We start from the raw sequence: 18949 nt of genomic DNA, 5'->3' as shown, positions 1-18949 counted from the left end.
AGAACACTGTTTCTCACTCACGACGGGGCGAGGTCCAGCGCCGTCCGGGTGAGCGGCTCAGTCCGTCAGGGTCGCCGGGTCGCTCGTGCTCGGCCGGCCGGTCTCCCGGTGTCCCGCGAGGCGGCGCAGGAACTTCGGGTCGTGGTCGGAGGTGACCGAGACGTCGTACCAGTTGCCGCTGCGGCGGGTGTCCACGTGCTCGACGACCCGCGCGCCCGGCCGCAGCGAGCGCGTCACCGAGCGTCGCCCGTAAGTGTCCGTCACGGTCAGCTTCACCGTGGTGGTCCCGGAGTTCGTCAGCACCAGCTCGAGGTCGCCGCCGTCGCAGCGGACACCGGCCTCGGGCCCGGCCGCGCTGCCCCGGAACTGCCGCACGAAACCGTTCGGGCCGTAGGCGGTGTAGTCGTAGCCCCCGGAAGCCGGCAGCGTCGCGGCCAGCGAACCGCCGGCGCCCGCCGTGTACGTCCGCGGCGCACCCGACGGTGTGACGACGTAGAACGCCGCACCCGCCCGGCCGTGGTTCGCGAACGTCACCGTGAGGTGGTCACCGGCGAGCCGGGCGTCGGCGGTCAGGTCGTACGGCAGGGCCCGGGCCGGCCGCAGCCCCCGTTCCTGCTTGGGCAGCACGCCGTGGGCGGGGACCGCGGGCACGTAGTCCGGGTGCCGCTCGCGGTCCGGCGGGAGGTAGCCCGCGGTGTCCGGCAGCTTCGGAACGGCGGTGTCGGTCCGCGCGAAGTCGAACGCCGACGTCAGGTCGCCGCACACCGACCGGCGCCAGGCCGAGATGTTCGGTTCCCGCACACCGAAGCGGCGCTCGATGAACCGGATGATCGACGTGTGGTCGAACGTCTCCGAGCACACCCAGCCGCCCTTGCTCCACGGCGACACCACGAGCATCGGGACGCGCTGGCCGAGGCCGTACGGGCCGGCCGGGTTCGCCGCCGACCCCGCGAAGATCTCGCCCGCCGTGTCCACAGTGGACTGCCCGGCCGACGCGTAGGGCGGGACGACGTGGTCGAAGAAGCCGTCGTTCTCGTCGTAGGTGATCAGCAGCGCCGTCTTGCTCCACACGTCCGGGTTCGCGGTCAGCGCGTCGAGCACCTGCGCGATGTACCAGGCGCCGTAGTTGACCGGCCAGTTCGGGTGCTCGCAGAACGCCTCCGGCGCGGTGATCCACGAGACCTGCGGCAGCTTCCCGGCCTTGACGTCGGCGCGCAGCCGGTCGAAGTAGCCCTCGCCCGCCTTGGCGTTCGTGCCGGTGCGGGCCTTGTCGTAGAGGGGGTCGCCGGGCTTGGCGTTGCGGTAGGCGTCGAAGTACAGCAGCGAGTTGTCGCCGTAGTTGCCGCGGTAGGCGTCCTCGATCCAGCCCCAGCCGCCGGCGGCGTCGAGGCCGTCGCCGATGTCCTGGTAGATCTTCCACGACACCCCGGCCCGCTCCAGCCGCTCGGGGTAGGTCGTCCAGGAGTAGCCCTTCTCGTCGTTGCCGAGGACCGGGCCGCCGCCCTTGCCGTCGTTGCCCGTGTACCCGGTCCACATGTAGTAGCGGTTCGGGTCGGTCGAGCCCATGAACGAGCAGTGGTAGGCGTCGCAGATCGTGAACGCGTCGGCGAGCGCGTAGTGGAACGGGATGTCCTCGCGCGTCAGGTACGCCATCGTGGTCGAGCCCTTCGCGGGCACCCACTTGTCGTACTTGCCGCCGTTCCACGCCGCGTGCGTGTCGTTCCAGCCGTGCGGCAGGTCCTGGATGAACTGCAGGCCCAGGTTGTCCGCTTCGGGGCGGAACGGCAGGATGTCCCGCTTGCCGTCCGACTGCTCCCACACCGCCTTCCCGGAGGCCAGGGTGGCCGGCCGCGGGTCGCCGAAGCCGCGGACCCCGCGCAGCGTGCCGAAGTAGTGGTCGAACGACCTGTTCTCCTGCATCAGGACCACGACGTGCTCGACGTCGGCGAGCGTGCCGGTGCGCCGGAAGGCGGGGATCTCCGCCGCGCGGGCGATGCTCGTGGACAGCGCGGTGAGAGCGGCGGTGCCGCCGGCCAGCTGCAGGAACCGCCGTCGGTTGACGTCCGTCATGAAGACTCCGGGGGTGTCGGGGTGGAGAGCCGGGCCAGTATGTGCGGGACTTCGAGAACCTGTGCCGGGCCCGAGGCTAACTCCGGGCGAAACCCTGGTAAACGACTGCGGCCGGACAGGCCTTGACGAAAATACGGAAGCATGTACTAATGTAGTGCTTCACTATGAACGACGTACCCAACCTCACGCGGGACACGGACGGCCTGCTCTACTCCCCCGGTGTCCGGACCGCGCTGGCCGGGTTCACCCTCGGCGACGACACCGGCGTGCTGGAGGCGGCCGCCGCCGTCCGCGCCGCCGCCCGCGGCCTGGACCAGCTGCGCTCCCGCGGGACGGACAGCCGCGGCCTCAGCCCCGGCGCGCTCGACATCCTCATCCGGCTCGCCGGCCACGACCCCGGCTCGGCCCTCGCCGGCTCGAACGTCAAGGACCTCGCCGCCTCCGCCGGGGTCAGCTCCCGGAACGTCACCGGCCTGGTCGACACCCTGGAGCGGGCCGGGCTGGCGGTGCGCGTGCCCGACCCCCGCGACCGGCGGTCCGTGCTGGTCCGGATCACCGAGGACGGGCGGACGTGGCTGGCGGAGTTCCGGCGGCCCTCGCAGCTGGCGATGGCCGCCCTCTTCCGCGGGTTCACCGCGGAAGAAACCACCCGGCTGCGGCACCTGTGCCTGCGGCTCGTCGAAAACCAGCACCACCTCGCCCGCCACCTGGAGGACCGATGACCGAAACCACGCGCGAAGCCGTCCAGGCCTACCACCGGGCCCGCTTCGACGGGGACGTGACGGCCGCCGCCGCGCGGCTCGCCGGCACGTTCGCCTTCCAAAGCCCGCTGATGAGCTCCGGCGACGCCCGTGGCCACCTCGACGAGCTCGCCGCGTTCGTCGGAATCGTCACCGGAGTGCAGATGATCAGCGAGCTCTACGGCGACTCGGAGGCCACGCTCGTCTACGACGTGCACACCGCCACGCCGGTCGGCGTCCAGCGCACCGCCGAGCACTTCCGGCTGCGGGACGGGAAGATCGAGTCCATCACCCTGATCTTCGACGCCACCCGGTGGCATCCGCTGATGGCCGCGCGGGAACAGCGGTGACCGCCCGGGTGCCCGGGTTTGTGGAGACCACGGGCTGAGCTCGAACCCCCGGGCGGCCATCGCCGCGCGAGGTGTACCCGGAGCGGCGGGCGGCAAACGCGGAAGCACGACGGTTCCGGCGGGTTTGCCCCGCGCCGGACCCGGGTAGGCGACGGATCGCGAGGCGGCGAAAGGAATCCGATGGCGGTTGATCCCCGGGCCGGGGCCGTGGCCTGACGTGGGCCGCGCGGAATACCTGCTCGTCCTCGGCGCGTGCGTGCTGGTCACGCTGCCGCTGGAACTGGCGGGCGCCCGGGTGTACCGCAGGCCGGCCCGGCTGGCGCGGGCGGTGCTGCCGGTGGCCGTCGTGTTCCTGGCGTGGGACGCCCTGGCCATCGCCGCCGGGGTCTGGCACTTCGACCCGGCGTTCGTCACCGGGCTGCGCGTCCCGTTCGGGATTCCGCTCGAAGAGGTCCTCTTCTTCGCGGTGGTCCCGATCTGTGGCGTGCTCACCTACGAAGGGGTCGAGCTGACCGGGCGGCTGCTGCGGCGGCGCCGGTGATTCCGTGGGGCTACACGGTTCCCGCCGTCGCCGCCGTGCTCGTGGTGGTCGCGGCCGAGCTGGTCCTGCTGCGCACCGGGCTGTTCCGGCGGCCGGCCTACTGGGTCACCATGGCGATCGTCGTGGCGTTCCAGGTGCCGGTGGACGGGTGGCTGACCAAGCTGTCGGCGCCGATCGTCCGGTACGCCCCCGGCGGCATCACCGGCTGGCGGTTCCCGTGGGACATCCCGGTCGAAGACTTCCTGTTCGGCTACGCCCTCGTCACCGCGGTGCTCCTGCTGTGGGAACGCGGAAAGCGGTGAAAGTCCCGCTTCCGCCCAGCGGAGGTCCGAGGGGGGTCGACCTGCGAGCGGAAACGGGAGACTGAGGCCGGTACGGGGGTCGCCTCGCGGCGAAAGGCACAACACGGCTCCTACTTGCTAGGTATTCCGTGAAGGCAAGGGGTGAGGCCCGGGGACACCGCCGTACCGACACTCTCTACAACGTCGCGCCCGCGCCGATGTTCCGGCCGCCGGACGTGACGTACGTCGCTCAGTGGTCACTCCGGCCGCCGGATCACCGTCACGCCAAAGCGAACCGCTCCGCGAACGCCGTCATCTCCTCGTGCGCCCGGCCGGGCTCGGCCGTCGTGGGCGTCACGACGATCCGGGTCACCCCCTGCGCGGCCAGCGCATCGACGTCCTTTGTGGACATACCGAGCGAGCCCCACCGCGTGTACTGGACGGCTTCGGGATCGCGGCCCGCTTCGATCGCCGAGGTCCGGACCAGCTCGAACTGGCGGCGCCGCTCGTCCGGCGGCAGCATGCCGCCCGGGAACCAGCCGTCGCCGCGTCGCCCGGCACGCCGTGCCGCGGCCGCGCTGGAACCGCCGACGTGGACGGGCAGTTCCCGGACACCCAACGGCTTCGGGAACACGCAGGCGTCGTCGAAGGCGTAGAACTCGCCGTCGAAGCTGACGCCCTCCTCCCCGCCCGCCCACAGCAACCGCAGGACGTCGATCGCCTCGTCCGCCCGGCGGCCGCGGGTCGCGAAGTCGACGCCGGCCGCCTTCGCTTCGCGGGGCAGCGCGCCGACGCCCACTGTGAGCAGCCGCATGCGGCCGCCGGAGAGCACGTCGACGGTCGCCAGCCGCTTGGCCAGCACCACGGGATGGTGGTACGGCAGCAGCAGGACGCCGGTGCCGAGCAGGATGCGCCGCGTGACCGCGGCGGCGAAGCTCAGGCACTCCAGCGGATCCGCGTAGGGCAGCGACGGCGGCAGCTCCATCGGCCCGATCTTCGCGCCCGGGTACAGCGCGACGTGTTCCGGCAGGGACAACGACTCGAACCCACACTCCTCCGCGTGCCGCGCGAACGCCGTGAGCCGCTCCGGGTCGGCGCCGAACGCAGGGGTGCTGTAACTGATCCCGAACTTCACGCCGCCGAAGCTAGACTTTGACGCCGACGTCAAGGCAACTCCGGTTCACCCCGTCCGCGCCCGCAGATGCGCCCGCTCGCCGTACCGCCCGAAGAGGATGAGCAGCTCGACCGCCTTCCCGTCGGCGCTGCCGAGCCAGTGCGGGAGGGTCGTGTCGAACTCCGCCGCCTCCCCCGGCGGCAGCACCAGGTCTTGCTCGCCGAGGACCAGCCACAGCCGCCCGTGCAGCACGTAGAGCCACTCGTGGCCTTCGTGCGTCTTGTGGTCCGGGTCGAGCGGGCGGCCGGTGCCCGGGATGATCATCTTGTACGCCTGCATGCCGCCCGGACGGCGGGACAGCGGCACGAACGTCATGCCGTGGCGGTGGATCGGCGTCAGGTGGACGCGGGGGTCGCCGGTCCGCGGCGCGCCGACCAGGTCGTCCAGCGGGACGTCGTACGCGCGGGCCAGCGGCAGCAGCAGTTCCAGGCTGGCCCGCCGCAGCCCGCTTTCCAGCCGCGACAGCGTGCTCTCCGACACCCCGGTCGTGGCGGCGAGCTCGGCCAGCGTCATCCCGCAGTGCCGCCGCAGCGCCCGCAGCCGGGGGCCGACGGCGTGCAGCACGTCCTCGAAGTCGTCGCTCACTCCGTCATCTTGCCGGAACCGCAAGAAAGCGTGCCGGAATCGCGGACGCCGGGTGAAGGTGGCGGAGACCCGACCTCAGGAGGACTCGCATGCCCGCCACCCGCCGACGCCGTGACACCCCGCCCCCGCGCACCGGCGCGGACGAGAAGGCCGTGTTGCGCGGGTTTCTCGGCTACCTGCGGGACGCGGTGGCCGCCAAGGCCGAAGGCGTCCCGGAACCGGCGGTGCGCACCCCCGGCGTGCCGTCCGGGACGTCGCTGCTGGGCCTGGTCCGGCACCTGACCGCGGTCGAGCGGTTCACCTTCCTCGGGGAAGCCCCGGCCGGCTGGCCCGGCACGTTCCGGCCCCGCCCGGACGAGACCGCCGCCTCGGTCCTGGCCGGCTACCGGGCCGCCTGCGCCGAGGCGGACGCGGTCATCGACGCCTGCACGGACCTCGCGCAACCGGTGCGCCGTGGTGGCCCGTCGATGCGCTGGGCCCTGGTCCACCTGATCGAGGAGACCGGCAGGCACGCCGGGCACGCCGACATCCTCCGCGAGCTGGCCGACGGCAGCACCGGCCGCTGACCTGGCACGATCCGCCCGGATGCGGTACCGGTGCCGCATCCGGCCGCCACCGCCGCGGTCGCCACCGCGAGCACGCCCGTCCGAACATTGCGCATTTTCGCCTCCTGGGCGGGATTCGCTGGTGAATCCACTGTGGAACGACGGTGGGAAGCGGAATTCCAGCGCGCGGACCGGACCGGGGAAAGATTCCGCCAAGACGTCCGCGCCCGTTCATTCTGCGAATCGTCCGGAACGGTGCTATTCGATCACTATGAGCGAATCACCGAACTACCCGAACTATCCGGACGACGCCGGCGCCGCGGCTTCCGCCGGCCCGGTGGCCGCCCCGGCGCGGCCCGGCACGATCGAGGGCGCCTTCTGGGCTTTCGTCGCCTCGACCGTCCTCGGGCTGGCCGGCGGCCTGCTGCTGTTCGTCAACTGGGACGCGCTGGCCGACACCCTGCGCACCGCGAACAGACAGCGCGGCGGCACCCTCACCGACGCGCAGATCGACCAGGCCGCGACCATCACGCTGGTCGTCACCGTGGTGATCGTGGTCCTCATCGCCGCGCTCTACCTGCTGTTCGCCTTCAAGCTGCGCGCGGGCCGCAACTGGGCGCGCATCGTGCTCACGGTGCTCACCGCCCTGCACGTGATCTCGCTGCTGACCGCCCAGGACACGGTCTTCGGGTACCTCGCCGCGCTCGCCGCCGTCGTGGGTGTCGTGCTGTCGTTCACCGGCCCGTCGAACGCCTACATCGCGGCAGCGGGCCGGCCCCGCTGACGACCGGCCCCGAGCGGCCCGAACCGGTGCCGGGGCGTTCGGGGCCGCAGTCCCTCGATCGTGTTTCGCCAGGCGGCGGAGGGGGAAGCCCCGCGAGGCGGTTGGCTCTCAAGGAGGTTGTCATGGCGGCAACACCCGTACCGGCGTCGTCCGGGGTACGGACACTGATCCCGGCACGCATCGACCGGTTGCCCTGGTCGCGGTTCCACACCCGGATGGTGGTCGCGCTCGGCGTGGCGTGGATCCTCGACGGCCTGGAAATCACGGTGGCCAGCGCGGTCGCCGACACGCTCACCAAACCCGAGACGCTGCACATGTCGTCGGCCGCGGTGGGGTTGCTCGCGACGATCTACCTCGCCGGTGAGGTGGTCGGCGCGCTGTTCTTCGGCAGCCTGTCCGACAAGCTGGGGCGCCGGAACCTGTTCATGCTCACCCTGGCCGTCTACCTCGTCGGCAGCGGGCTGACCGCGCTGACGCTCGGCAACGGCGCCGGCTGGGTCATCTTCCTGTACGCGACCCGGTTCGTCGCCGGCATGGGCATCGGCGGCGAGTACGCCGCGATCAACTCCGCGATCGACGAGCTGATCCCGGCCCGTTTCCGTGGCCGCGTCGACATCGCCGTCAACGGCACCTACTGGGCAGGGGCCGTGCTGGGCACGATCGGCACGTACATCCTGCTGAACCGGATGGACCTGTCGCTGGGCTGGCGGCTGGGCTTCCTGATCGGCCCGGTGCTCGGGCTGGTGATCCTGCTGGTGCGGCGGCACCTGCCGGAGAGCCCGCGGTGGCAGATCATGCACGGCAAGGCCGACGCCGCCGAGGAGTCGATCGCCCAGATCGAGCACGAAGTGGAGGAGGCGGGCCGCAGCCTGCCGCCGGTCGACGAGAAGAAGGCGATCGAGGTGACGCCGGCCGAGCAGATCGGGTACGTCGCCCTGGCGAGGGTGCTGTTCCGCGACTACCCGTCGCGGGCGGTCCTGGGCGCCTCGCTGATGATCAGCCAGTCGTTCCTGTACAACGCGATCTTCTTCACCTACACGCTGGTGCTGGGCAAGTTCTACGGGGTTTCGTCGGCGGCCACGCCGATCTACCTGATCGCGTTCGCGGTGGGCAACCTGGTCGGCCCGTTCACCATCGGCCACCTGTTCGACACCCTCGGGCGGCGGAAGATGATCTCCGGCACGTACGTCGTGTCCGGCGTCCTGCTGGCCGTCACGGCGGGGCTGTTCTACGCCGGGTGGCTGAACGCGATCACGCAGACCATCGCGTGGTGCGTGATCTTCTTCTTCGCCTCGGCGGGCGCGAGCGCGGGCTACCTGACGGTGAGCGAAATCTTCCCGCTGGAGGTGCGGGCGAAGGCGATCGCGGTGTTCTTCGCGATCGCGCAGTGCTTCGGCGCACTGGGACCGGTGATCTACGGCGCGCTCATCGGCACCGGCGACCACCCGGTCCGCCTGTTCATCGGCTACCTGATCGGCGCGGCCGTCATGATCGCCGGCGGCCTGGTCGCGCGGTTCCTCGCCGTGGACGCGGAAGGCAAGTCCCTGGAGGACATCGCCCAGCCGCTGGCCGCCGCCGGCCGCCGCGGCCGCACCCGCGCGGAAGGCGCGTCTTCGCCGTTCTCCACCTGACCCCTGGACGAAGTGTCATGAACGACTCTTTCCTGTCGTCGGATGACAGGAAAGAGTCGTTCATGACGTCCGGCCGTTTAGGCTCGGCAGACCCTGGGTAGACGCCGGTTCGGAAGCGGCCGCCGGGTCGCGATCGGGAGGTGACATGGGACCACGGAAGTGGCTCGAATCCTGGCCCGTGTACCGCCAGCTGACCGGCACCGACCCGCTCGGGCGGGGCAAGGCGGCGGAGTCCCCGCGCTCGGAGGCGCTGATCCCGCGCACGGCGAGCGCCGACCGGGTGGCCCGGTCGGTTTGCCCGTATTGCGCCGTCGGGTGCGGGCAGCAGGTGTACGTCAAGGACGAGCGCGTCGTCCAGATCGAAGGCGACCCGCACAGCCCGATCTCCCGCGGCCGCCTGTGCCCCAAGGGTTCGGCGAGCAAGCAGCTGGTCACCGGGCCGCAGCGCGAGCTGAAGGTCCGGTACCGCGCCCCCTACGCGACCGAGTGGACCGACCTGGACCTCGGCACGGCGATGGAGATGGTCGCCGACCGCGTCCTGGACGCCCGGCGCAAGGGCTGGCAGGAGACCGACTCTCGCGGCGCGCCGCTGCGGCGCACCATGGGCATCGCGAGCCTCGGCGGCGCCACCCTGGACAACGAAGAGAACTACCTGATCAAGAAGCTCTTCACCGCGCTCGGGGCGATCCAGATCGAGAACCAGGCCCGGATTTGACACTCCGCCACGGTTCCCGGTCTGGGGACCTCCTTCGGTCGCGGCGGTGCGACGGACTACCAGCAGGACCTGCAGAACTCCGACTGCGTGGTCATCATGGGCTCGAACATGGCCGAAGCGCACCCGGTGGGGTTCCAGTGGGTGATGGAGGCGAAGGCCCGCGGGGCCGAGGTCTTCCACATCGACCCGCGCTTCACCCGGACGAGCGCGCTCGCCGACGCCCACGTGCCGCTGCGCGCCGGTACCGACATCGCGTTCCTCGGCGGGGTGATCCACCACATCCTGAGCAACGACCTGGACTTCCGGGAGTACGTGGTCGCCTACACCAACGCCTCCTTCCTGGTTTCCGAGGACTACCGCGACACCGAGGACCTCGACGGCCTCTTCAGCGGCTACGACGAGGCCAAGGCCGCCTACGACCCGTCGACCTGGCACTACGAGAACACCCGGCCGCGCGACACCGCGCACGGCAAGGAGACCTCGGCGTCCGACCAGCACGGCTCCGGCGGCCCGGTGCTCGAAGGCGGCAGCGAGGAGATCGCCGCCGACCCGACGCTGCAGCACCCGCGGTGCGTGTTCCAGATCCTCAAGCGCCACTTCGCCCGCTACACCCCGGAGATGGTCGAGGCCACCTGCGGGACGCCGAAGGAGCTCTTCCAGCGGGTCTGTGACGCGTGGACGCGCAACTCGGGCCGTGAGCGCACCGCCGCGCTCGTCTACAGCGTGGGCTGGACCCAGCACAGCGTCGGGGCGCAGTACATCCGGGCGGGCTCGATCATCCAGCTGCTGCTGGGCAACATCGGCCGTCCCGGCGGCGGGGTGTTCGCGCTGCGCGGGCACGCCAGCATCCAGGGCTCGACCGACATCCCGACGCTGTTCAACCTGCTGCCCGGCTACCTGCCGATGCCCACCCCGCAGCACACGACGCTCGACGAGTACCTCGAATGCGTCCACGGGGACAAGCAGAAGGGCTTCTGGCGCAACGCCGACGCCTACACCGTGTCGCTGCTGAAGGAGTACTGGGGCGAGAAGGCCACGCCGGACAACGACTTCTGCTTCGGTTACCTGCCGCGGATCAACGGCGACCACGGCACCTACCGCACCGTGCTGGACATGGTCGACGGCAAGGTGTCCGGCTACTTCCTGCTCGGGCAGAACCCCGCCGTCGGGTCCGCGCACGGCCGCCTGCAGCGGCTCGGCATGGCCAACCTCGACTGGCTGGTCGTCCGCGACCTGACGATGATCGAGAGCGCCACCTTCTGGAAGGACGCGCCGGAGATCGAGACCGGCGAGATCGTGCCGGAGCAGTGCCGCACCGAGGTGTTCTTCTTCCCCGCCGCCTCGCACGTGGAGAAGGAAGGGACGTTCACCCAGACCCAGCGCATGCTGCAGTGGCGGGAGAAGGCCGTCGAGCCGTCCGGCGACCAGCGGTCGGAGCTGTGGTTCTTCCACCACCTCGGGCGGCTGGTCCGGGAGCGGCTGGCGGGCTCGGAAGACGAGCGCGACCGGCCGGTGCTCGACCTCGCCTGGGACTACGAAGTGCACGGCGACGAACCGTCCGCCGAAGACGTCCTGCGGCGGATCAACGGCCAGGACCTGGCCACCGGCAAGGAGCTCTCGGGCTACCTCGAGCTCAAGGCCGACGGCAGCACCTCCTGCGGGTGCTGGATCTACAGCGGCGTCTACGCCGACGGCGTCAACCAGGCCGCCCGCCGGAAGTCGCGGTTCGACCAGGACTTCTACGCCCTCGAGTGGGGCTGGGTGTGGCCGCTGAACCGGCGGGTGCTCTACAACCGCGCGTCCGCCGACCCCGCCGGGCGGCCGTGGAGCGAGCGCAAGGCTCTGATCTGGTGGGACGCGGACAAGGGCGAATGGACCGGCCACGACGTCCCCGACTTCGAAAAGACCAAGCCGCCGGACCACGTCCCGCCGCCGGACGCCGTCGGCCCGGCCGCGCTGCGCGGCGACGACCCGTTCATCATGCAGTCGGACGGCAAGGCGTGGCTGTTCGCCCCGACGGGACTGGCCGACGGCCCGCTGCCGACGCACTACGAGCCGCACGAATCGCCGTTCCGCAACCCCTTCTACACCCAGCAGGGCAACCCGGCGCGGAAGGTCTACGGCCGCCGGGACAACCCGTCCCACCCGTCGCCGCCCGAGGAAGGCGGCGAGGTGTTCCCGTTCGTGTTCACCGCCGCGCGGCTGACCGAGCACCACACCGCCGGCGGCATGAGCCGGACGCTGCCGTACCTGTCGGAGCTGCAGCCGGACCTGTTCGTCGAGGTCTCCCCCGAGCTGGCGAAGCTGCGCGGGCTTTCGCACCTGGGCTGGGCGCACGTCGTCACGGCGCGGGCGGCCGTCGAGGCGCGGGTGTTCGTCACCGACCGGATGGCGCCGCTGCGGGTGCAGGACCGGGTCGTGCACCAGGTGTGGATGCCCTACCACTGGGGCAGCTCCGGGCTGGTGTCCCGCGACGTCGTCAACGACCTGTTCGGCGTGGTGCTGGACCCGAACGTCTTCATCCAGGAGAGCAAGGTCGCCACCTGTGACGTCCGCCCCGGGCGGCGGCCGCGCGGTGCCGAGCTGCTCGCGTTGCTCGAGCAGTACCGCGCGCGGGCGGGCATCACGCCGGAAACGGGTACCCGGGTCGCCACCACGCACGGCACCGAGCACGTCGAACCCGGCCACGCCACGGAGGACGGATCATGACGATCGAGAACCGGCTTTCCGGGCCGCTGCCGGACGTCGCCGCCGAAGCCGGGCACACCGGGCACCCGCCGCGTGTCGGGTTCTTCACCGACACGTCGGTGTGCATCGGCTGCAAGGCCTGCGAAGTCGCCTGCAAGGAGTGGAACAACGTCCCCGAAGACGGGCTCGACCTGCTCGGGATGTCGTTCGACAACACGGGCGCGCTGGGCGCGAACTCGTGGCGGCACGTGGCCTTCGTCGAGCAGCAGCGGCCGCTCGGCGGGCAGTCGCCGGGGCTCGAAGGGCTGCCGACCGGGCCGTCCGGGATCGACGTGACCACCGCCTTCGTCGCCGACGAGCTGCGGGACGCGCCGCGTGGCGGTGGCGAGCTGGGCACCTCTCCCCGGCCGCGGGCGCCGGAGGACCTCGGGATGCCGTCGTTCGACCTGCCGGGCGCGCAGACCGGCGCCGAGGGCCGCACCGACTTCCGCTGGCTGATGGCGTCGGACGTCTGCAAGCACTGCACGCACGCGGGCTGCCTCGACGTGTGCCCGACCGGCGCGCTGTTCCGCACCGAGTTCGGCACGGTCGTGGTGCAGCAGGACATCTGCAACGGCTGCGGCTACTGCGTTTCGGGCTGCCCGTACGGGGTCATCGACCGGCGCCCGGGCGACGGGCGGGCGCAGAAGTGCACGCTCTGCTACGACCGGCTCCACGACGGCCTCGAACCGGCGTGCGCCAAGGCCTGCCCCACCGACTCGATCCAGTTCGGCGAGCTCGACGAGCTGCGCGAGCGGGCCGCCCGCCGCATCGAGGAGCTGCACGAGCGCGGCGTCACCGAGGCCCGGCTCTACGGCCACGACCCCGCCGACGGGGTGGGCGGCAACGGCGCGTTCTTCCTGCTGCTCGACGAACCCGAGGTCTACGGGCTCCCGCCGGATCCCGTGGTGCCGACCCGTGAGCTGCCCGCGATGTGGAAGTACGCCGGGATGGCCGCGTCGGCGCTGCTCGCGGCCGCGGTCGCGGCGTTCGGAAGGAAGCGCCGGTGACCCCGCGCGAGCCGCGCAGCGACGCTCGGCACGCGAAGACCTTCGGCCGCCGCAAGCGCCGCTCCCGCGAAGAGCTGATGGTGCCCCCGGCCGAGTTCCGGTCCTACTACGGCCGTCCGGTGCTCAAGCCGCCGGTGTGGGAGTGGAAGGTGCCGGCGTACCTGTTCACCGGCGGGCTCGCGGCGGGCACCTCGCTGCTGGCCGCCGGCGCCGACCTCACCGGACGGCCGGCCCTGCGCCGGGCCGGCCGGACGGGTTCCCTCGCCGCGCTCCTGGCGAGTGGGTACCTGCTCGTCGCCGACCTCGGGCGGCCGGAACGGTTCCACCACATGCTGCGCGTCGCGAAACCGACGTCGCCGATGAGCGTGGGCACCTGGATCCTCACCGCTTTCGGGCCCGGCGTGGGCCTCGCCGCGGTCGCCGAGGTGCTGCCGTCCGGGCTGCGCCGCACGTTGCCCGGCAGGCTCCTGCGCGCGGCCGCCCGGCCGGCCGGGCTCGCTTCGGCGGTCGTCGCCCCGGCCGTCGCGTCCTACACGGCCGTGCTGCTGTCGCAGACCGCCGTTCCGGCCTGGCACGAAGCGCACGCGCCGCTGCCGTTCGTCTTCACCGGCTCGGCGGCCGCGAGCTCCGGCGGCTTCGCGATGGCCCTGGTGCCGGTGGCCGAAGCGGGTCCCGCCCGCGCGCTGGCCGCCTTCGGCGCGGCGACCGAGCTGGTGGCTTCGAAGGTGCTGGAAAAGCGGCTCGGGCTCGCGGCGGAGGCCTACACCACCGGCAAAGCGCACCGCCTGCGGAAGTGGTCCGAACGGCTGACCGTCGCCGGCCTGGCCGGGACACTGCTCGGCCACCGTGGCCGCGCGATCTCGGTGGCCGCGGGAACGGCGCTGTTCGCCGGGAGCGCGCTGCAGCGGTTCGGGGTGTTCGAGGCGGGCGTCGCGTCCACAAAGGACCCCAAGTACGTGGTGACGCCGCAGCGGGAGCGGCTGGAGAACCGGTGACGGGTCAGCGGCCCGGCGCATCGCTCGTGGCGGCCAGCAGCGCGTCCCGCTGACGCCGCCCGAGCCCGCCGATCCGCCGCCGCTCGTCGATCCTCAACCGCGCCAGCAGCTCACGCGCGGCGACGTCACCGAACCCCGGCAGCGACCGCGCCAGCCGCAGGACGCGCGTCTGCCGGACCACCGGGTCGCCCGCGTCGGCCCGCGCCAGCACCTGGGCGACCGTGACGTCGCCGTTCCGCAGCGCGCCCAGCAGCTCGGCCCGCACGAGGCGCGCCTCGGCCGCCTTCTCGCGCGCCAGCCGCCGCCGCTCGTCGGTCAGCTCCGGCCTGGACGGCATCTCCCCCGGATCCTCCATCGCCGGCTCACGATCAGGGGTGGTGGCGCACCGGTCCGGCGCGCAGGTCCGGAACGTCCGCCTTCCGGCCGGGGTGACGGCGGACCGGCACCGGGACCCCGCGCGTGCGGCGGCGGTCGAACTCGGCGCGCCGCCGGGGGTCGCGCAGCAGTTCGTAAGCGGCTACGACCGCGGCGAACCGGTCATCGTCGCCGCCCGGGGCGTCGGGGTGCACTTCCCGGACCCGGCGGCGGAAGGCGGCGGCCAGCTCGCGGTCCGTCGCGGTCGCGGCGACGCCCAGCACGGCGTACGGGTCACGGCGCTCGGGCACGGTGGCTCACCCGCTCCGTGTCAGGGGCGGCGGAGCCGGGGCAGCACGGCCAGCCAGTCCAGTGCGGCGGCGACACTGCCGTGGATCGGCAGCGCCTGCTCCAGCCGCAGGACCCGGAGCGGGCGCAGCACGGCCCGCCGGTCCGTGGCGATGGCGAACGGCACCCCGCTGACGTTGGCTTCCGAAGCGGCGACCAGCAGCTCAGTGATCCCACCCGCCCCGCAGAACGCGACCTCCATGAGGTCCAGGACGAGCGCCCGCGGCGCGAGGTCGATCTCGTCCCCCACGCGGCTCCTGAGCCGGTCGTGCACCGGCAGGTCGATCTCCCCGCGGACGGTGACGACGGTGGCCTCCGCGGTGGCGGTCACCCGCAGGGTCATCACGGACGGAACGTCGACGCGGGATCTCGGCGCGGCGATCTGGTCGAGCACAGGGACCTCCTCGAGCGAGGGGGTGACGCCGGGACCCGGGCACCGGGCCCGCCTCCCGCGTCACCTGCGGACGGGCGCAGGGAACGAGCGGGCGGCTACCGGTTGAACCGCGATGCCCACACGGTACGCCACCCACGCCCGCCGGCGGCCACTCCCACGCCGCCTGCCGGTCACCCGGACACCGGTCCCACCCGGCCGGGTCACGACGTCCCACCGGCCGCGACACCGCGCTATCGCCCCACCACCCGACCGGCTTACGACGTCCCGGCAAGCCACAGCGCGGCGACGTCGCAGACAGGCCGGCCCGGGTCACCAGTGGCTGCGAAAGCCGCCCACGCGCCCAAAGCTCGTCGCGCACGCTCGCCGCGGCCACGCCCACCCTCGAGGAGGGGCGGCGCACATCCGGGCCACGATGGAGAACGCCGGCGCCGGACTGCCGACCGGTCGACAACGCGCGCCGGAATCCCGGCCACGGTGAATCCGTCGAACCCGGGCACCGGCGCGGCCCAATGTTCGGAATACAAATCGGCCGTCGAACGCATCGATTCCGATAACGGTTGCCACCGAAGCCCCACGCGAAGCCGATCATCTGCTAAAAAGCAGAGCGTTTTGGCAGTCGTCGACCGGCGCAGGGGTATGGGTGGCTTTCGAGGAACAGCTCGTCAACGGGCGGTACCGGCTTCTGGGGCAGCTCGGCCGGGGCGCGACGAGCCTGGTGTGGCGGGCCAAGGACGAGCGGCTGGACCGCGTGGTGGCGGTCAAGCAGTTCCTGCGGGAGCCGGCGACCGACCCGGGCAAGGTCGCCGAAACCTGCGACCGCGCACTGCGTGAGGCGCGGCTGGCTTCCCGGCTGCGGCACCCGAACGCCGTCGCGGTGTACGACGTGTTCGAAGACGCCGGCTCGATGTACCTGGTCATGGAGTACGTGCCCGCCAAGTCGCTGACCGACGTGCTCGTCGAACGGGGACCGCTGCCGCGGTGCGACGTGCTCCGGCTCGGGCGGCAGGTCGCCGCCGCACTGGCCGCCGCGCACGGGGACTGGATCCTGCACCGGGACGTGACGCCGAACAACGTGCTCGTCACCGGCGACGGCACGGCCCGGATCACCGACTTCGGGGTGTCGCGCGCGCTCGGCGAGCACCCGGCCGCCGAGGATGACGTCGTCGTCGGCACCCTTCCCTACCTGGCCCCGGAGGTCGCCCGGGGCGGCGAAGCGGGCCTGCCGTCGGACGTCTATTCCCTCGGCGCCACGCTCTACACCGCCCTGGAGGGCACTCCGCCGTTCGGCACCAGCGACGACCCGATCACCCTGCTCCGGCGGATCACCGAAAACCAGCTCGCCCCGCCCGCCCACGGCGGCCCGCTCACCGGCGTGCTGATGCGGATGCTCGAACGCGACCCCGCCGCGCGCCCGTCGATGCAGGAGGCGGTGGAGCTGCTGGCCGCGGTCGGGCGGCCGGCCGTCGCGGACGTCCCCCGGCGGTCCCGGCTGCGCCGCGTCGCCGTGTCCGGCCTCGCCGTGAGCTTGACCTGCGCCGGCGTGGTGGCCGGCGTGGCCCTCACCGACGGGCCCGAGACCACCGCGGCGCCCATCCAGTACCCGGCCACGACGGTCACCGCGGACCACACCGTCCGCAGCACCACGACCGCGGCCGTGGCGACCCGGCTCCTGGCCGGCGAAGCGCCGCCGGCGCCGGCGGCGACGCCGACGTCAGCCCCCGCCATCGAACCGGCCCGCGGCGGGTGCACCGCGCACTACCGGGTGACGAGCACCTGGCCGGACGGGGCGCAGGCGGAGGTGACCGTCCACAACGACCGGACGACACGCCTGAACGGCTGGACGGTGACGTGGATGCTGCCCGCCGGCACGGGTATCCGGGACCTCTGGAACGGCACGCTGACCCAGGCCGGCTCGTCGGCGACCGTCACGGACGCGGGCTGGAACGCCTTGGTCGAACCGGGCGCGTCGGCCACGTTCGGGCTGAACGAAACCCGCACCGGCGGCAGTCCCGCGGTCCCGGTCGTCAGCTGCCGGACGAACTGAGCGGCGCCGATACCGTTATCGTTCCGACACAACCGGATCGGTCTTTTTTCCGTAGCCGGTCAAAACCATTCCCGGATCCGGAGCGAAATCGTCGAACGCTATTCCGTATCCCCCACCCAGGTGAGTGATTCCCGCCGGTTCGCCGAACTCGGCTCCGGAACCGGCCGTGTTCCCCGATGACGGCACACCGGCCGAGGGGAGCTTGTTCGTGTACGAAGGGGCAGTGATCGCCGACCGCTATCGCGTACTCGGCCGGGCGGGTCACGGCGCGATGGGGGCCGTCTGGCGGGCGAAGGACGAACGGCTCGGCCGCGTGGTCGCGATCAAGCAGCTCTTCCCGGAGTCCCCCGCCGACCCGGCGGCCGGGGAGCGCACCCGCGAGCGGACGATCCGGGAGGCCCGCGTCGCCGCCCGCCTGCGCCACCCGCACGCGGTCGTCGTGTACGACGTCGTCGAAGACGAGTCCATGTCGTACATCGCGATGGAGTACCTGCCGTCCCGCACGCTCACCGAGCTCCTCGAACAGCAGGGCCCGCTGGTGCCGGAATACGCGGCGGAGCTGGGCAGCCAGCTCGCCTCGGCACTGGCCGCGGCACACGCGGAAGGCGTGGTGCACCGCGACATCAGTCCCAACAACGTCCTCGTCACCACCGACGGCGCGGCGAAGATCACCGACTTCGGGGTGGCACACGCACGCGGGGAGGGCAGCGCCACCGGACGCGGGCTGGTCGTCGGCACGCCGGCCTACCTGGCCCCGGAGGTCGCCGACGGCGCCGAACCCGGCTTCCCCTCCGACGTCTACTCGCTCGGCGCGACGCTCTACACCGCGCTCGAAGGGCGGCCGCCGTTCGGCACCGACGACAACCAGCTGGCCCTGCTCAAACGCGTCGGCAGCGGCGAGATCATCCCGCCGCGCACCAGCGGCCCGGCCATCGACATCGTCCTCCGGCTCCTCCACACCGACCCGGCCGCCCGGCCCACGATGGCCGAGGCCGCCCGGCTGTTCACCCGCTGCACCCTCCCGGGGCCCGCCCTGCCGAGCACGCCCCGGGCACCCGAGCCCGGGCCCGAGCCGGCCCGTCGCCGCCGCTCCCGGCTGGTCTTCGCCGGCGCGGCGCTGGTCCTGACCGCGGCCGCGATCGTGGCGGCGACGTCGATCCCGCCGCGCCGGGAACCGGCGAGCGCCCCGGCCCAGCTCGCTTCGGCGCCGTCCGCCACGGCGTTCACGTCCGTTGTGGCCGGTCCGCCGGCCTGCGCCGCGCGCTACCAGGTCGTGAAGTCCTGGGACGGCGGGTTCCAGGGCCTGGTGACCGTCCGCAACAGCGGGCGCGCCGGTCTCGCCGGGTGGACGGTCAGCTGGGCGAACCCGGCCGGGACGAGCATCGACGACCTCTGGAACGGCACGCTGGTGCGGACCGGGACCACCTCGGCGATCACCAGCGCCGAGTGGAACGCGGTGCTGCGGCCCGGCGAATCGACCACCTTCGGCTTCATCGCCCTGGCCCGCGGCGGCCGCCGCGGGATACCCGTGACCGACTGCCGCCCGGCGGGCTGAATCGCGATGCGGACGTTCTTCCGCAATCCGACGAAGGTGGCTTGACCAGCGCCGTTGACGGGCATTATGGTCAGCCTTCCCCTCGATCTTGTTAACGCTAACTCCC

The 18949-nt window shown here is 72.3% G+C and carries 18 protein-coding genes; 12 read left to right on the top strand and 6 right to left on the bottom strand.

Going from position 1 to position 18949, the window contains the following annotated elements; genetic code table 11:
• Window positions 1–57: 57 nt before the first annotated feature.
• Window positions 58–2070: a phosphocholine-specific phospholipase C gene (locus CF165_RS39195; RefSeq protein ID WP_093952653.1), complete on the bottom strand. Its 2013-nt coding sequence runs from the start codon at window positions 2068–2070 to the stop codon at window positions 58–60.
• A 164-nt stretch (window positions 2071–2234) separates the two neighbouring features.
• On the opposite strand from CF165_RS39195, the gene CF165_RS39190 reads away from it, so the two are divergent.
• The 4 genes from CF165_RS39190 (at window position 2235) to CF165_RS39175 (ending at window position 4003) form a co-directional block, all read left to right on the top strand.
• Window positions 2235–2792: a MarR family winged helix-turn-helix transcriptional regulator gene (locus tag CF165_RS39190; RefSeq protein WP_093952652.1), complete on the top strand. Its 558-nt coding sequence runs from the start codon at window positions 2235–2237 to the stop codon at window positions 2790–2792.
• The gene (locus CF165_RS39185; RefSeq protein WP_093952651.1) at window positions 2789–3160 is read left to right on the top strand and encodes a nuclear transport factor 2-like protein; all 372 of its coding nucleotides are present in this window, start codon (window positions 2789–2791) and stop codon (window positions 3158–3160) included. Before CF165_RS39190 ends, CF165_RS39185 begins: the two co-directional genes overlap by 4 nt.
• A 217-nt stretch (window positions 3161–3377) precedes the next feature.
• The gene (locus CF165_RS39180) at window positions 3378–3701 is read left to right on the top strand and encodes a lycopene cyclase domain-containing protein (protein WP_093952650.1); all 324 of its coding nucleotides are present in this window, start codon (window positions 3378–3380) and stop codon (window positions 3699–3701) included.
• Window positions 3698–4003 (top strand): lycopene cyclase domain-containing protein, encoded by a 306-nt coding sequence (locus CF165_RS39175; protein ID WP_167441711.1) that lies wholly within the window; start codon window positions 3698–3700, stop codon window positions 4001–4003. Before CF165_RS39180 ends, CF165_RS39175 begins: the two co-directional genes overlap by 4 nt.
• Before the next feature lie 259 nt (window positions 4004–4262).
• Here CF165_RS39175 and CF165_RS39170 read toward each other — a convergent pair whose 3' ends face one another.
• The gene (locus CF165_RS39170) at window positions 4263–5117 is read right to left on the bottom strand and encodes a TIGR03619 family F420-dependent LLM class oxidoreductase (RefSeq protein WP_093952649.1); all 855 of its coding nucleotides are present in this window, start codon (window positions 5115–5117) and stop codon (window positions 4263–4265) included.
• 45 nt (window positions 5118–5162) lie between these two features.
• Window positions 5163–5741 carry a helix-turn-helix domain-containing protein gene (locus CF165_RS39165; protein WP_093952648.1) on the bottom strand — a complete coding sequence of 193 codons (579 nt, stop codon included), beginning with the start codon at window positions 5739–5741 and terminating at the stop codon, window positions 5163–5165.
• Between the two features lie 89 nt (window positions 5742–5830).
• On the opposite strand from CF165_RS39165, the gene CF165_RS39160 reads away from it, so the two are divergent.
• The 6 genes from CF165_RS39160 to nrfD all read left to right on the top strand — a co-directional run bounded on the left by CF165_RS39160 (window position 5831) and on the right by nrfD (window position 14148).
• On the top strand, window positions 5831–6307 hold the full coding sequence (locus tag CF165_RS39160; RefSeq protein ID WP_093952647.1) for a DinB family protein: 477 nt from the start codon (window positions 5831–5833) through the stop codon (window positions 6305–6307).
• 250 nt (window positions 6308–6557) lie between these two features.
• Window positions 6558–7070, top strand: coding sequence for a hypothetical protein (locus tag CF165_RS39155; protein ID WP_093952646.1), 513 nt, complete (start codon window positions 6558–6560; stop codon window positions 7068–7070).
• Window positions 7071–7192: 122 nt separating this feature from the next.
• Window positions 7193–8701 (top strand): MFS transporter, encoded by a 1509-nt coding sequence (locus CF165_RS39150; RefSeq protein WP_093952645.1) that lies wholly within the window; start codon window positions 7193–7195, stop codon window positions 8699–8701.
• A 145-nt stretch (window positions 8702–8846) separates the two neighbouring features.
• Window positions 8847–12125 carry a formate dehydrogenase gene (fdh, locus tag CF165_RS39145; protein ID WP_093952644.1) on the top strand — a complete coding sequence of 1093 codons (3279 nt, stop codon included), beginning with the start codon at window positions 8847–8849 and terminating at the stop codon, window positions 12123–12125.
• The gene (locus CF165_RS39140; protein WP_093952643.1) at window positions 12122–13153 is read left to right on the top strand and encodes a 4Fe-4S dicluster domain-containing protein; all 1032 of its coding nucleotides are present in this window, start codon (window positions 12122–12124) and stop codon (window positions 13151–13153) included. Before fdh ends, CF165_RS39140 begins: the two co-directional genes overlap by 4 nt.
• Window positions 13150–14148, top strand: coding sequence for an NrfD/PsrC family molybdoenzyme membrane anchor subunit (gene nrfD / locus CF165_RS39135; RefSeq protein ID WP_093952642.1), 999 nt, complete (start codon window positions 13150–13152; stop codon window positions 14146–14148). Before CF165_RS39140 ends, nrfD begins: the two co-directional genes overlap by 4 nt.
• Before the next feature lie 4 nt (window positions 14149–14152).
• Here nrfD and mihF read toward each other — a convergent pair whose 3' ends face one another.
• From mihF to CF165_RS39120, 3 genes are read right to left on the bottom strand one after another with little or no spacing between them, the layout of a single operon-like run.
• Window positions 14153–14485 (bottom strand): integration host factor, actinobacterial type, encoded by a 333-nt coding sequence (gene mihF, locus CF165_RS39130; RefSeq protein ID WP_093952641.1) that lies wholly within the window; start codon window positions 14483–14485, stop codon window positions 14153–14155.
• Window positions 14486–14516: 31 nt separating this feature from the next.
• Window positions 14517–14813: a J domain-containing protein gene (locus CF165_RS39125; protein WP_093952640.1), complete on the bottom strand. Its 297-nt coding sequence runs from the start codon at window positions 14811–14813 to the stop codon at window positions 14517–14519.
• A 20-nt stretch (window positions 14814–14833) separates the two neighbouring features.
• The gene (locus CF165_RS39120) at window positions 14834–15244 is read right to left on the bottom strand and encodes an STAS domain-containing protein (protein WP_093952639.1); all 411 of its coding nucleotides are present in this window, start codon (window positions 15242–15244) and stop codon (window positions 14834–14836) included.
• Between the two features lie 640 nt (window positions 15245–15884).
• Between CF165_RS39120 and CF165_RS39115 the strand changes: the two genes are divergently transcribed.
• The gene (locus CF165_RS39115; RefSeq protein ID WP_093952638.1) at window positions 15885–17288 is read left to right on the top strand and encodes a protein kinase domain-containing protein; all 1404 of its coding nucleotides are present in this window, start codon (window positions 15885–15887) and stop codon (window positions 17286–17288) included.
• A 208-nt stretch (window positions 17289–17496) separates the two neighbouring features.
• Window positions 17497–18843, top strand: a complete 1347-nt coding sequence (locus CF165_RS39110) for a serine/threonine-protein kinase (protein WP_240521981.1) — start codon at window positions 17497–17499, stop codon at window positions 18841–18843.
• The last annotated feature ends 106 nt before the right edge of the window (window positions 18844–18949 follow it).

Origin of the sequence: Amycolatopsis vastitatis (assembly GCF_002234595.1) — a bacterium.
Lineage (GTDB): Bacteria > Actinomycetota > Actinomycetes > Mycobacteriales > Pseudonocardiaceae > Amycolatopsis > Amycolatopsis vastitatis.
The sequence above is the reverse complement of the archived record's forward strand: the minus strand, read 5'-3'. Positions and strand labels throughout refer to the sequence as shown.